Origin of the sequence: Bacillus sp. RC240 (assembly GCF_044907945.1) — a bacterium.
Classification (GTDB): Bacteria; Bacillota; Bacilli; order Bacillales; family Bacillaceae_G; genus Bacillus_A; species Bacillus_A mycoides.
The window spans coordinates 581,612-595,869 of sequence record NZ_JBIYCT010000001.1; the positions used below are offsets into that span (position 1 = coordinate 581,612).

At 33.1% G+C, this 14,258-nt stretch carries 15 protein-coding genes and 2 pseudogenes; 12 read left to right on the plus strand and 5 right to left on the minus strand.

The annotated features are described in order from the left end of the window. Positions 1-15: 15 nt before the first annotated feature. Complete coding sequence (locus ABH955_RS02950; RefSeq protein ID WP_002066073.1) at positions 16-483, minus strand: NUDIX hydrolase; 468 nt, start codon at positions 481-483, stop codon at positions 16-18. 96 nt (positions 484-579) lie between these two features. On the opposite strand from ABH955_RS02950, the gene ABH955_RS02955 reads away from it, so the two are divergent. From ABH955_RS02955 to ABH955_RS02970, 4 genes are read left to right on the plus strand one after another with little or no spacing between them, the layout of a single operon-like run. Continuing rightward, on the plus strand, positions 580-987 hold the full coding sequence (locus tag ABH955_RS02955) for a DUF3980 domain-containing protein (protein WP_404453284.1): 408 nt from the start codon (positions 580-582) through the stop codon (positions 985-987). A gap of 17 nt (positions 988-1,004) precedes the next feature. Then, complete coding sequence (locus ABH955_RS02960) at positions 1,005-1,475, plus strand: GNAT family N-acetyltransferase (protein ID WP_002066078.1); 471 nt, start codon at positions 1,005-1,007, stop codon at positions 1,473-1,475. A 47-nt stretch (positions 1,476-1,522) separates the two neighbouring features. Continuing rightward, positions 1,523-2,413 (plus strand): AraC family transcriptional regulator, encoded by an 891-nt coding sequence (locus tag ABH955_RS02965; protein WP_404453287.1) that lies wholly within the window; start codon positions 1,523-1,525, stop codon positions 2,411-2,413. A 24-nt stretch (positions 2,414-2,437) separates the two neighbouring features. Beyond that, the gene (locus ABH955_RS02970) at positions 2,438-3,379 is read left to right on the plus strand and encodes a serine hydrolase domain-containing protein (RefSeq protein WP_404490840.1); all 942 of its coding nucleotides are present in this window, start codon (positions 2,438-2,440) and stop codon (positions 3,377-3,379) included. Positions 3,380-3,590: 211 nt separating this feature from the next. Here ABH955_RS02970 and ABH955_RS02975 read toward each other — a convergent pair whose 3' ends face one another. Together ABH955_RS02975 and ABH955_RS02980 are read right to left on the minus strand one after the other, a co-directional pair. Further along, positions 3,591-4,346: a CPBP family intramembrane glutamic endopeptidase gene (locus ABH955_RS02975; RefSeq protein WP_159146811.1), complete on the minus strand. Its 756-nt coding sequence runs from the start codon at positions 4,344-4,346 to the stop codon at positions 3,591-3,593. A 22-nt stretch (positions 4,347-4,368) separates the two neighbouring features. Further along, positions 4,369-4,935, minus strand: coding sequence for a TetR/AcrR family transcriptional regulator (locus tag ABH955_RS02980; RefSeq protein WP_159146810.1), 567 nt, complete (start codon positions 4,933-4,935; stop codon positions 4,369-4,371). A 146-nt stretch (positions 4,936-5,081) separates the two neighbouring features. Here ABH955_RS02980 and ABH955_RS02985 point away from each other — a divergent pair, with 146 nt between their 5' ends. The 7 genes and pseudogenes from ABH955_RS02985 to ABH955_RS03015 all read left to right on the plus strand — a co-directional run bounded on the left by ABH955_RS02985 (position 5,082) and on the right by ABH955_RS03015 (position 11,212). After that, positions 5,082-5,840 (plus strand): SDR family oxidoreductase, encoded by a 759-nt coding sequence (locus tag ABH955_RS02985; RefSeq protein WP_159146809.1) that lies wholly within the window; start codon positions 5,082-5,084, stop codon positions 5,838-5,840. A gap of 289 nt (positions 5,841-6,129) precedes the next feature. Continuing rightward, a pseudogene (locus ABH955_RS02990) lies at positions 6,130-6,400 on the plus strand (hypothetical protein); the annotation flags it as partial. Positions 6,401-6,530: 130 nt separating this feature from the next. Continuing rightward, on the plus strand, positions 6,531-6,902 hold the full coding sequence (locus ABH955_RS02995; protein ID WP_404447272.1) for a hypothetical protein: 372 nt from the start codon (positions 6,531-6,533) through the stop codon (positions 6,900-6,902). Positions 6,903-6,967: 65 nt separating this feature from the next. Further along, positions 6,968-8,053 (plus strand): FtsX-like permease family protein, encoded by a 1,086-nt coding sequence (locus ABH955_RS03000; protein ID WP_404490841.1) that lies wholly within the window; start codon positions 6,968-6,970, stop codon positions 8,051-8,053. Between the two features lie 2 nt (positions 8,054-8,055). Continuing rightward, the gene (locus ABH955_RS03005; RefSeq protein WP_404447266.1) at positions 8,056-9,321 is read left to right on the plus strand and encodes an ABC transporter permease; all 1,266 of its coding nucleotides are present in this window, start codon (positions 8,056-8,058) and stop codon (positions 9,319-9,321) included. Continuing rightward, a pseudogene (locus ABH955_RS03010) lies at positions 9,321-9,993 on the plus strand (ABC transporter ATP-binding protein). The gene ABH955_RS03005 and the pseudogene ABH955_RS03010 overlap by 1 nt, the downstream one beginning before the upstream one ends. 181 nt (positions 9,994-10,174) lie before the next feature. Continuing rightward, a complete protein-coding gene (locus ABH955_RS03015) occupies positions 10,175-11,212 on the plus strand; it encodes an SDR family oxidoreductase (protein ID WP_404490842.1) in 1,038 nt (345 codons plus the stop codon). Positions 11,213-11,271: 59 nt separating this feature from the next. On the opposite strand, the gene ABH955_RS03020 is transcribed toward ABH955_RS03015, so the two are convergent. Beyond that, a complete protein-coding gene (locus tag ABH955_RS03020; protein ID WP_404453300.1) occupies positions 11,272-12,063 on the minus strand; it encodes a DUF4240 domain-containing protein in 792 nt (263 codons plus the stop codon). A gap of 190 nt (positions 12,064-12,253) precedes the next feature. Between ABH955_RS03020 and ABH955_RS03025 the strand changes: the two genes are divergently transcribed. Continuing rightward, the gene (locus ABH955_RS03025) at positions 12,254-12,721 is read left to right on the plus strand and encodes an NUDIX hydrolase (RefSeq protein ID WP_404447254.1); all 468 of its coding nucleotides are present in this window, start codon (positions 12,254-12,256) and stop codon (positions 12,719-12,721) included. Between the two features lie 74 nt (positions 12,722-12,795). Here the strand turns inward: ABH955_RS03025 and ABH955_RS03030 are convergent, their stop codons facing one another. After that, the gene (locus tag ABH955_RS03030; protein ID WP_404490843.1) at positions 12,796-13,902 is read right to left on the minus strand and encodes a site-specific integrase; all 1,107 of its coding nucleotides are present in this window, start codon (positions 13,900-13,902) and stop codon (positions 12,796-12,798) included. Positions 13,903-14,258 lie beyond the last annotated feature (356 nt).

Genomic DNA, 14,258 nt, shown 5'->3' on the forward strand with positions numbered 1-14,258 from the left:
TAAAAAGGATCTCTTTCATATAGAAGGAGATCCTTTTTTATTTCGTAATAAAAGCGCTTGTTCAACGGCCCATTTTTGATGATCATGAATGAGAAGCTCTACAGCAAGTAAAGGAGACATCCACTTTAAAACATGATCATCTTCACAGTTATTAATTTGCTGATGTATCATATTTGCGATATAAAAGAAACCATCATTGAAATAATATGTATCTTCCTTTTCCGCATAAAAATATCGTGCTGCATTACCGATAGAACGATCAATTTCAATCGCCCAACCTAATTCCTCTAGTAATTCACGATGCAAACATGCTTCTTTCGTTTCCGTACCTTCCATACCGCCACCAGGTAAAAAGTAATGTTCTCCTTTTTCGATGATAGCTATTTTTGAGCAAGTATTGTTAAAAATAACCGCATAGCAACTTGGCCGTAATACATACTGAACAGTAGGTTCTTTATAACCAAATGTAAGTTTTGAAATCATAAAACACGACCTTTCTCTATAAAATACATAAAAGGGTTATTAAGGAAAATATAGAATTATATAAGTATAATCTTATAGGAGTGGAGTGATAACAACATGATAAATCGAAAGTGTTCGCGCTGTAAAGAAATTACAGGTGCATTGCATGGTGGTAAAAAAATTAAAGAAGAATTTCTATGTGAAGACTGTTTGCAAAAAGGAATTGCGAGTGGGGAAATCGAATTATCACAAGTTGAGCAAGAACAAACTTCGTATCTTTCTATAAAAATATTAAAAATAATGAGTGTTATTTATTTAATAGGATCTATTTTAATGATTTTTTCAACTGGTCCATTTATACATAATATGGGATTTGGTGAAATGTCAATTTCAGGATCAGAATTAGGTTTAATAAGTGTTGTTATGCTAGGTTCTCTATTCCAGTCTGTTCTTGTATTTTGCGGGATATGGGTATTCATTCTATTAGTAGAAACAGTCATTAAAATTTATGAAAAAATGAAGTGAGTGAGAGGGAGAAACATATGCGAGTAAGAAACATACAAGGGGAAGATTATGTAAATATTCATTCTGTATTAAATGATTGGTGGGGCGGAAGAGATATGGCTAGTATGTTGCCGAAGTTGTTTTTCGTCCATTTTCAAGAAACGAGTTTTATCATTGAAGAAGATGGAAAAACGTTAGGTTTCTTATGTGGATTTTTTTCACAGACGCATAAAGATGAAGCGTACGTTCATTTTATCGGTGTAAATCCGAAGTTTAGACGAAAAGGAATCGCATCGACGTTATATTCTTATTTCTTCGATGTCGCCCGTGCAAATAACCGTAAAGTTGTAAAAGCGATAACGTCACCAGTTAATAAAAAGTCAATTGAATTTCATCAAGAAATCGGATTTCAAATTGAAGCTGGGGATGATGAAATAGAAGGTGTATCCGTACATACAAATTATGATGGGAACGGCGGGAGTAGAGTTTTATTTTTAAAAAATGTGTAAAGTAGGCTGACGTAAAGTTAGCCTTTTTGTTGTGAGGAGGGATAAATATGGAGAGTTCTCAAAGTAGAAACGAGTATTTACGACGTATTTATAAAGTGCAAGACTATATAGAATCACATATAAATGATTCACTTTCAATTGAAGATTTAGCTAATGTGGCAGGCTTCTCAAAATTTCATTTTCATAGAATTTTTAAAGGGATGATGGATGAGCCGTTATCTCGGTATGTGAATCGTTTGAAGTTAGAGAGGGCAACACACCTTCTTACTTATCGTACAGATATGACGATTACAGACATTGCGTATTACTTCGGGTTCACAGATTCAGCAGTTTTCTCCCGGACATTTAAAAGTTATTACGGAGTAAGTCCGTCTCAATATAGAAATCACAATAGCAAGAATTGCAAAGACGTTAGCGAAGATTCTCAATACAATGAGTGTAAGAAGGTTCGAGGAGAGGTCGAAATTGTAACAGCGGACAAAGTAAACGTCGCATACATAAGACATGTAGGTACATATAAAGATTTAGCTATAGATTTTCCGAAAATGATAGAAAAACTATTTCATTACGCATCGGAGCAAAACTATCATGCATTCGAGGATACGGAGGTATTAACAATTTACCATGATCATCATGAGTTCACAGAAGACTATCATTTAAGAACAAGTCTATGTATAACAATTCCGAATGAGTCCGCAGTAGAAACGAGCGACATTGGAATAATGGTAATACCTTCTGGAAAGTATGCGGTAGGTCATTTTGAAATATTCCAAGATGAATATAAAGGAGCATGGGATTTCTTATACGGTGAGTGGCTTCCAAATAGCGGATATAAGCCGAGAGATTCATATCCTTTTGAAATGTATAAAAATGACCCAAAGCAGCACCCGGAAAATAAACATATAGTTGATATATATGTACCTATCGAACCTTTTTAATCATAGGTTAAAGGGGAAGGAATAATGAAAACTGCTGAAAAGTTAGATCAGATTATAAAAAAAGAATATAAAAATATTAATGGTATGTTAGTAGTACAGAAAGGTAATGTTATTTTTGAAAAATATTATAACGGACACGGGCCAGATGATACATTTCATGTGGCATCGGTCACCAAAACGATAATCTCTGCGTTAATTGGACTATGTGTAGATAAAGGGTATATAAAAAGTGTTGATCAAAGAGTAATAGAATTTTTCCCGGAATATAACGTTAATTCATCTGAAATAACAGTACGACATCTTCTTACGATGACGGCTCCACATCCTTTTGTAGACTGGCAGGAACCGTTAGAAGAACTATGTACACAAGAGGATTGGGTACAGTATACACTTAATAGAATGGGGGATAGTGGAGAAATCGGATCTTTTAAATACTCATCTGCAGGAGCTCATATACTATCAGCGATTATAACGAACGCAACAGGCAAAAGTGCGCGTGAGTTTGCGAATGAGTACTTATTTCAACCACTCGGCATGAGAGAAATTCCAAACTACAATATGAAAGTATTTGGATTCGATGATTTATTCGGAAAAGATGTAAAAGGATGGGTTCACGATCCAAATGGTATTTCGACGGGTGGCTGGGGACTGACGTTAACGGTTAGAGATATGGAAAAGTTTGGACAGCTGTATTTGAATGAAGGTATTCATAATGGAAAACAAATACTATCAAAATCATGGATAAAAGAATCGACAAAAATGAACCAAAATCAATATGGTTACTTATGGTGGTTACGAGAAGAGGATGGAATCTTTTCATACTGTGCAATGGGCGATGGTGGGAATATGATTTGTTGTATTCCGGAGAAGGAATTGGTGGTGGTGATTTCTTCTGAAATTATGGCGAATGTGGGAGATAGATGGAAGTTAATTAAAGACTGCATACTTCCTTATTTAAAAGATTAAGATGTGTATTTTTATGAAAATGAAAATGAAAGGTTTAGTTATACTTGTTATATTCTCCATGATTGAAATAAGTGCTGTGAGAACGGAGGCGTTCAATTAAGATTAGGAAACTTCAACACCTATACGATTATTGAATAGGTGTTGAAGTATTTATGAGTTAATTAAGGTACATTAAACTGCGAGCTGAAACACCTTTTTCTGTTATTGTAAATTATTCTTTAACTTTTCGATGTATAAGGTACATCATGCCAAACACAATTACCAGCAAGATAAATTTAATTAATTCCATTAGGCTAATATCCCATTTTGTTTCTACTCCATTTGTTAAATAAAATACATTAAACATACCATGTAAAATTGCAGGTGTTATCACAGAACGGCTATACTCTCTCGTATACGTCAAAATTATAGATAATATAAATAATAACGATAGATAACTTAATATTCCTACAAACCATAACTCATAGTTTTTATAAAAGAGTGCTACTGGTAAATGCCATAAAGACCAAAGTGAAGCTGTAATTATTGCAGTTTGTATTAATGAATATTTTTTTCGTAAATAGTAATGAAGATTCCCGCGCCAAATAATTTCCTCTAAAAATGCAGACAAAGCTGCAATTGTAAGACCAATGAGTATGAGAAATCCCAATTCATTGCAGTGATTAAATAAGAACTTTATATTATAAATATAAAAATAAAAATGGAGACATAGACCTAGAAGTAGTGGGAATAAAATAGGGAAAATTAGTGATTTTAATGTTGGACGTGAAATGCCAAATGTATGGAAAATTTCTTGTTTCTTATATACTTTTTGATATAAAATAACGGCTAACAACGGAACAACCATCGTAAACCCTAAATAATTACGACTATTTTCTATGTTCAGTAAGATGATATATACAAGCGATGTGAGACAATAAATACATAATGTTGAATGATAAACTATGTTTCTATTAATATTGTTCACCTACCTAAGTATATATAAAGTGTTAACCGTCTACTTCCATATTTAAAATTTGAACAAGTTGATCATTTAAATAACTGGTACTATAAGAAAAATCATTTTGATACCACTCAATAATGATGCCAATAATTGCATTCGCTTGGTAGGAACAATAAAGTGAATCATTCACTCCTTCTTTAAGCAAAGACCCTTTATCTTGAAATAATAAATGCTTTATTTCCTCAAAAAATAAATAATAGTACATTAAAGGAACCTTTTTGGAAAAAACAATTCTATAGAAAGTTTTATATTTTTCGATATGATGAAAAATCCGAATTGTAGAAGGATCTAATTTACTAGTTTTCAATACTGATACGTAGCGATAAGGTTCTTGATAAGAACGTGTCAAATCTGCTGTAATTTCTTTAAAATACTCCCCAAATAAATCTTCCACTTGTTTATAATGTAAGTAAAATGTACCACGATTTATTTTGGCTTTTCTGCAAATTTCCGAGATAGAGATGACTTCTAAAGTTTTTTCGTTTAATAATTCTAGCAATGCGTTATGTAACGCCTCTTTTGTTTTCACAATACGCATATCTGTACGCATCATTTTTTTCACCTCTTATTGAACACATTTCTTACGATGTGTTAATTATTGAACATTTATCACTTTTTTGCTCATTGTAAGCGCTCTTTTATATTATTATAATCTTTATTGAACAACTGTACAATAAAAGACAAAGGGGGCCGATTCAAATGAGATTAAAAGATAAAGTAGCAATTGTCACTGGTGCTGCGTCAGGCATGGGGAAAGCAATTGCAGAAGGTTATGCAAAAGAAGGAGCAAAAGTCGTTGTATCAGATTTAAACTTAGAAGGGGCTCAACATGTAGTACAAGTAATTAAAGCTACAGGTGCAGAGGCCATTGCTGTTCAAACAAACGTTACCTCTGATCAAGATATTCAACGTCTTTTCGATGAAACAAAACAAGCTTACGGGAAATTAGATATTCTTGTTAATAATGCAGGTATCATGGATGGAATGGAGCCTGTTGGTGAAGTTTCAGACGAACGCTGGGAGAAGGTTTTCTCTGTGAATACAGTATCTGTAATGAAAACAATGCGTATTGCAGTGAATCTATTCTTGGAACAAGGACACGGTACGATCGTCAATAATATTTCTGCAGGTGGATTATACGGTGCACGTGCTGGTGCTGTTTACACAGCATCTAAACATGCAGTCGTTGGCCTAACAAAAAACACTGCCTTTATGTATGCGAACAACAACATCCGTTGTAACGGTATCGCTCCTGGAGCAGTCATAACAAACATTGCTTCTACAATGACAAATGTGAGTGAATTTGGTGCGAGCCGCCAAGCATTAGGTATGGCAATTAATCCACGTGCTGGACAACCAGAAGAAGTTGCACAACTGGCTATCTTCTTAGGTTCAGATGAAGCTAGTTTCGTAAACGGACAAGTGATTTCTGTAGACGGCGGCTGGACTTCATATTAATTTTAATTCAAATGTATATAAGTAAATAAGTTTTGAAAAAATAATGCTCCTGTCAATTTGGCAGGAGCATTCCTTTTTATAAGAATTTTTACATTATAAATTAACACTAATATTTAAATAGCTATCTTTATTGGTTCGTAAATGTTTGTACGTATTTTGTATGACTATGAATAAAGTAAACCATGTTTTGCTACAAAACAACGATACTTCTATCCCGCGTCTAAAGTCCTGCGTGTGCTTTATCATATCGTAAACAGTGTAAGGGGAACTTCCCAATACGATGAGTGAAGGAAAAGAAATTCTATCAAAATCATGGATAAAAGAATCGACAGAAATGATCCAAAATCAACATTGTTACTTATTTACTTATGTTGGTTACGAGAAGAAGAGGGTGTTTATTCATATTGTGAAATGAGCGATGGTGGGAATGTGATTTGCTGCGTACCAGAGAAAGAACTGTGAGGATGATTGCTTCTGAGGTTATTCCAAATGCCGGGGGATGGGTTTTGGAATTTAATACTAACTTTTTGTTTAATGACGGAAAGTTCGCGGGAATGTAAGTTCTGTGTGAATGAATGTAAATATTGGGATTTTTCGATATTTCATTATTTTCTTTATGTATAATGAGGACAAGGCCTAAAAATACTTAAATATTTAAGTGAATATTTTAAAAAGGGAAATTAAGGAGATATGAAAAGCTTACTTCAAAAAACTTTAGCTGTTACAGGACTAACTGCTTCTTTATTAGGTATGGTTTCTTCAGTTTCATTTGCTTCGATTAGTTGGGATAATAGTGCAAGGTGGTCAGGATCCGGTTCGAAAGCTAAGGCAACTGCCTACACTGCAAAATCAAATGAACCTCTTATGTACAAAATGATTGTAACAGCTAAATTTAGTGATGGCTCTTTTAGAAAAGAAGAAGTGGATGATGCACGAATTACAGATCGTATAGATGTTGAAGTTTCATCCAAAGGGAAAGTGAATGGTGGTTATTCGACTCATGAATGGTCAGTCGTAGAGGATGATAGTGCGTTCGCCTATAAGGAAATGGTAATTAAATAAAAATCAACAAAAACCGTGAAAAAGGATATATACTTTTTTCACGGTTTTTAAAATAAGGAGGATATATGAATCTAGTATTAAAAGAAATAGTGGTGAACAAAGCGATATTCATTATGTTATTTATTGCGTTTGTATTGACAATATGGCCGATACTTATCGCAATGTCGACGAAAGATTATTATGATGAGAGATTTTATGATAGTAAAAATGGTTATTTTAATTATTACTATTCCGTTCAACTTACTAATATGGGGGAATTCAATTTCAAACAATTTCAGACGTTAGTAGAATCTGATTTTAAAAATGCTAGCGTTATTACAAATGATATTCGTATTACTATTCCAGATATCGAGCGGATAACAATGAATGGTCTCCTTAATAAAAATTGGTCTCCACCATTGCTAAAAGGTTCTCAGATGGAACAACATGAAGAAAATAGTGTAATAGTGGGGAAGAAAATTTATAAAAATACGGAAACAATAAAACTATTTAATAAGGAATATACAGTTAAAGGCGTAGCAGGAGTAAATACCGAATATGAGTATAATATGAAAATTTATGTCTCTTTACATGACATGCCAGATGAAGTGAAACAAAAGATACAAAATGAAAAGACATTCCAAATGATCGTTCGTTCTAACGAAAACCCTAAAGAAGAGATAGAAACTTTCATACAGCATATGAAACAGAACAATAAAGATATAAATGCCAAAGTGATTAGTGAAAAAGAGAACTATGAGAAGGAAAAAAACTCTAGTGAAGCCGTAGAAGAGTTACTCAGTTTTCCATATAGAATTTTTTGTATAGCTTTAATTACCAGTATAATTGTAAGTTATTTTTGGATTTATACGAAGAAAAAGAGCCTGTCGTTAAGGAAGGCTTTGGGAGCAAGTAATGTAAATCTTTTTATTTTTATATTTAGTCAATTATTTTTATGTGCAATTACTGCATCAGCCTGTGCAATATGCATACAATGGATTTTTAAAACTTTGAGTGAAAATATTTTAGAGTTTACAAGTTATAGCATTAGTTTACAGTCTACTCATATTGTAATGTGTGTATTTCTTTCACTTACTATAGCTTTTATCCTCTCTGTAATACCAATTGTATATGTGCTTAAAAGTGAACCTGCTAAAGCATTAAAGGAGTAAAAATGATGAGAATAAAAAGTGCGTTCCTAGCATTAAAAAAGAGATTTCTATTTTCGGTACTTCTTCTAATACAGATTACATTTGGATTAGCAACTATAACGAGTTCAATTAATGTATTTTATAACTTACACCATCTAAACGATAAATCCAGCTCAGTATTAAATGTGGATAAAACATATTTAATTAATTTTGAAACGACGGCAGATAGGTTACAAAGCAAAAAATTTAATAAAGAACAAATTCAAGAAGTTTATAAAACGATTCAACAAAATAAAGATGTGATTTCGTATGGTACATACGAGCAGAGAGTTATTGAAATAGAGTCAAGTAATAGACCACTTCAAACCAGTATGATTACTGATTTGAAACATAAAACGTTTCACGATGACAGACCTACTATTAAAACAATTTTTGTAGATGAAAATTACTACAAATTGTTACATTTACCTTTGAAATTTGAAGAAGGCTTCTTACATGAAGATTTTCAAAAAAACAGTGAAGAGAAAACAAAGGTTTTAATGGGTTCTTACTTTAAGAAATATTTTCAAGTTGGGGATACAATTAATAATCAATATACAATTACAGGCTTTTTGCCAGAAAATAAATTTATCGTAAATAATAATACGACGAACACATATTTGAAGTTGGATTACGCAATGATAATGCCTATGTCATCTAATAGATATGAAAAATATGAAGCGATGTTTTTAAGACTACATCAAAGTACAGTTTTATATTTACAAAAAGGTGCAGATATAAAGAAACTAGAAGAATCAATTCAACTTAAAGGAAACGATGGTACGTTTTATTTAAAAAGTTTAGGTGAAGAAATAAATGAAGGGGTTACTCTTGATAGCTATTCTGAAATACCTCAACTTATAGTCGGAATCTTATTTATTTTATTCTCAATCGTCGGAATTGTAGTAACGACTATTATTTCTATCATGATGAGAAAGAGGGAATTTGGTATAAAATTAGTTTTTGGCGAAAGTAAATTTGGAATGTTTATTCAAATTGTTTTAGAAAACATTATTGTAGCAATAGTTGGCTTAGGAATGTCACTAGTTTACTTTTCATGGAGATATGGGGCTCTATTGCAAATGTCGAAGGATTTAAAAACAGCAACGGTATTAGACTTTAAATTGGATATGCCTATATTATTTTTAGTATTTCTATTCTTATTATTGATCATCATTGTCTCAAATGTAATTGTCTTCTTATTTATTAGAAAGCTTGAACCGAAAACATTAATAGGTGGGATGGAATAATGAGTTTAATTGAATTGAAAGACATTAAGAAGGTGTATAGTAACAAAAACCATAATACGTTCGCGTTAAACGGTATAAACTTAACGATAAATAAGGGCGAAATTATAGCGATAATGGGTCGATCAGGATCGGGGAAAAGTACGCTATTAAATGTTATAGGGTTAATTGATTTGCCAAATGAGGGTGAATATACGTTAAATGAAAAAACATTAACTGAAATTAGAGCAAATAAAGTTCATAAAACAAGAAATGAAATGATTGGATTTATATTTCAATATTTTGCATTGTTAAAAGAACATACTGTACATAGATAATGTAGCACTACCACTCACATATAGAAAGCTAAAGCAACGTGAAAGAGAAAATAAGGCGAAGTTCTATTTAGAAAAAGTAGGTTTAAAAGAACATTTGTATAAAACACCGGACGAGCTATCAGGCGGACAACAACAGCGGGTAGCTATCGCAAGAGCGTTAGTGGGCGAACCAGAAATAATTTTGGCTGATGAACCGACTGGGAATTTAGATAGGAAAACCGGAGAAGAAATTATGAATCTGCTATTACAACTAAATGAAGAAGGAAGAACGATTATTATTGTAACGCATGATATGAAAGTAGCGAATCAGTGTAATAGAATAATTGAGTTAGTTGATGGGGAAGTTGTGCGGAGTTAAAGAATGAGAGTTAATAATTATTTATTATTTAAGAAACCATGATGATTAACTTTTCAAAATGGTTTCTTTTTATTTTATAGAATTAAAATTGTAGTAAAAAGCTACATCCCACCCGTAACTTTTCAGAGCAAAAAATCGTTTAACAAAAGAAAGGATTTTCAATCATGAATGGGGGAGAAACATGAAGATTTTAATTCTAGGTGGTACACGTTTTTTAGGAAGAGCTTTCGTAGAAGAGGCTTTAAAAAGAGGGCATGAAGTTACATTATTTAATCGCGGAACAAATAATGAGATTTTTCCTGAAGTAGAGCAGCTAATCGGTGATAGAGATGATGATGTTTCAAGTTTAGAAAATCGAAAATGGGATATGGTCATAGATACATGTGGATTTTCTCCTCATCACATTAGGAATGTAGGAGAAGTACTTAAAGATAATATAAAGCACTATACATTCATCTCAAGCCTTTCCGTATATAAAGATTGGATCCCGCATCACATAAAAGAAGATTATAAATTACTACCTGAACCACCAAGTGATAAGGTAAAAGCTGTAGAGAATGGTGAAATATCTCCTTATGAGTATTACGGTGCGCTTAAAGTATTATGTGAAAAAGAAGCAGAGAATTATTGGCCGGGTCGTGTTTTACATGTAAGAGCAGGACTTCTTTCAGGAATGTTTGATTATACAGATCGGCTTCCATACTGGATTGGGCGTGTAGAAAAGGGAGGAAAAGTGTTAGTTCCAGGAAGAAAAGACCGTCCAGTGCAGTTCGTTGATATAAAAGACGTCGTAAGCTTTGGACTAAACATGGCAGAAAACAATAAAACGGGTACATTTAATGTAACGGGTCCGAATTATGAATTGACGATGGAAGAATTATTAAATACGTGTAAAAAGGTAACGAATAGTGATGCTGAATTCGTTTGGGTAGATGAATCATTTATAAATGAATATAAAGTACAGCCATGGACAGAGATGCCATTATGGCTTCCCGAAACTTTTGCATTAGAAGGTGAAACGAAGCCGTGGAAAGGTGGATTTTCTATTAATATAGAGAGCGCAGTTAAAGAGGGTCTTACTTTTAGAAGGTTAGAAGATACTGTTAAAGACGTGTATGAGTGGATGAGAGAAATGAAAGGTAGGGAATTTAAGGCAGGTATTTCAATTGAAAGAGAAAAGGTGCTGTTAGATAAGTGGTATGAAATAAAGAGAGCTTAAATAGGAATCTTATGAAAAAAGGACTCTGTCTATTGGTTAAACAGAGTCCTAATATTCATCTACCACTCAATCGGTTCTTCCCCGTACATTTCCCATAGCTTAGGAAACATCTTTTTCAAACCTACTTCGTCATCTTCATCCCAGTCTAACTCGATATCAACTTCCTCAAATTCTTCATTTGATAAGACATGGTATAGTGTAAAGTATGTATCATCTTCATCCCCAGTCTTCTCCATATATACTTCTTGTCCGAAATATAGTGTAAGTTCTTCTATTTCTGGAACATCATACTCGCTCAAATTTTCTAATACAGGAATTAACCGTTCTGGATCTTCAATACACACTTCGTATGTTTCTTTTCCTTGATATAATAACCACCCGCGGAAGTAATCAAAACTATCATCCGAACAACCGCCCATAATTATACAAGCAGCCGCCCATAAGTGAGACGTATAGGAAGCTTTTAAAGTACGATGCATATGTGTGTCAAAAGCTACAATTTCATGTACTGTACGTTTAGCAAGGTGAGAAGTGAGCCATTCTATTTGTTCTTCTTGGTCTTCGCCTTTCGATTTTGCACGAGCGAGTAGTTCCCAAAATTCTTCTTCTGTTATCGTTTTTTCTTTTATGTAATCTTCCCCTAGAATAGGGTCGGTATATCCTTTTTTTCGTTTGGAAGCGATTAGTTTGTTAGCTTCTTTTATGCATTCTTCTTCTGTTTCAAACTCTTTCGCTTTCACACTACCAGCTGTGCCAATTTTTCCGTAAAACACAACGTAGTCTCTATCTTTCACAACGATTTTCCAAAACTTATTTGATTTCTCAGTTTGCTGGATTAATAACGTTTCCATTCGTACCCCCATATTGCTTTTCTAGTATGCATTGTGATTGTAACATATGTATAAATACCTGTAATGACAAAAAGGTAAGTGTAGTTTTCGGAAAGTTCGAAAATTATTGAATGAAATAGAAAAATTTAGTAATCTTATTTGTACAGCACATACATAATAGTTTTGTAATCATACATTGGAGGGGTTTGTTGTGGATCTTACGTTTAAAGTAGAGGAAACATGTTTTAATTACCGAGTCGGAGCAATTTGTAAACACGATAATAAAATACTCATCCTTCAAGATGAAGGTGAAGAGTATTGGTACGTACCAGGCGGACGAGTGAAAATGTTAGAAAATAGTGAAGATGCATTAAAACGAGAGCTTACAGAAGAAGTGGGTGTTCCTATTAAAGTGAAGAGATTAATATGGTCAGTAGAAAATTTCTTCACCCTTTCTGAGCGAAAGTTCCATGAGATTAGTTTTTATTATGAAGTAGAGCTGCATGAATTACCTGCAAATGGGGCGGATCAATATATTCTTGAAGAAGCAGGTAGAAAATATATATTTAAGTGGGTGCCGGTAGAAGAGTTAGATGCGTATAACTTACAGCCAGCGTTTATAAAAGATAAAGTAAAGGATGTATCAGTTCATACAGAACATATCGTTTTACAAAAGTGAGCCTACAACCCCCTTTAAATCAATGTTTTTAAGTGTTTTTAAAAGGGTTTGCAAACATTTTGCAAACATTAGCATCAAAATATGTTTTTTGCGAATACTTTCACCGCATCTTCTTGCATATTTGGTAAAACATGAGAATAGATTCTTAAAGTTAAAGAGATATCCGAATGACCCAAACGTTCACTCACAACTTTTGGATGGACTCCTTGTTTTAATAATAGAGTTGCGTGTGTATGTCTTGTGTCATGAAATTTAATTTTCTTAATCCCAGCATTTTCGATTACCTTATTAAAGTGACTAGTAAAAGTTGATCTTGTTGTGACTTTCCCTAAATTGTTACAAGTGATTAAATCTAAATCATGGTAGGCTGGACCGATTCGTAATTTATCTTTATTTATTTGAAGTTTGCGCTTCTTTAATTCTTCAATTACCTCTAAAGGGATAGGGATTGTTCGCTTTGAAGAATTATTTTTTGCACTGGCTTTAATTTTATTATCATGACCTAATGTTTGGTTAATTGTAACTGTATGGTTATTGAAATCAACATCTTGCCAGCGTAACCCTAGAACTTCTCCCAAACGCATGCCTGTAGTTATTGCAAGAAGATATCCAATATGATATCGTGATTCTTGTGAATGTAATAAAAACTGTTTTACTTCTTTCTCTGTCCAAGTCTGGATGGAGCTTTTTTCTGTTTTGGGTATCATAGCTAAAGTAGCCGGATTTCTAGAAATAATATTTTGTTTTACAGCTAGATTTAAAGCTGCTCTTAGGACCCGATGTTGAAAGAGTATAGTGTTGTTTGCAATGCCACTATTCACTCCAGATTGATAGCATTTTTGTATGTGCATAACATTTAATTTATGAAGTGGAATCATGCCTATACTAGGTATAATATGTGTGTTTATACTAGACTGATATCTAGATAAGCTACTCTTTTCTACACTCATCTTTTTAATTTCTAACCATTGAATCAAATAGTCTTTTAAAGTAACCTTAGATGGCTCTACAAACGTACCTTCATTCAACTCCGTTATCTTCTTCGCTATATCATTTTCAGCTTCTTTTTTTGTTTTATAACCAGAAAACCACTTTTGTCTTCTTTTTCCTGTCTCTGGATCAGGACCGATATCAATAACGATACAGTACTTATTTCCTCTTTTTCGAATATGTCCTTTCACTTAAAACACTCCTTCATTTTGTTTTGAATCATGTTGTATAAGTCTAGTTGTAATTTTGCTGCTATGAAAATTACATAGTTGGACATATCAGCGATGGATATATTCTACCATATATGAATAAATTCAGTTATAGGATATGATTGTCATCCATTGTTAAATAATAGTAAAATATTAATACGATTAGATAAAGGGGGAAGAAGACTATGAGAGAATTCACAAAGGATCCAGGTGGGCATAAAGTAATTTATTCTGGTGGCTGGAAGGCAGAATTAGACCCAGGAACAGGTATATAGTATACATAGGAGGAGCCTAACGGCTCTTTTTTAATGAATAAAATGAGAACTTGTGTTCTATTT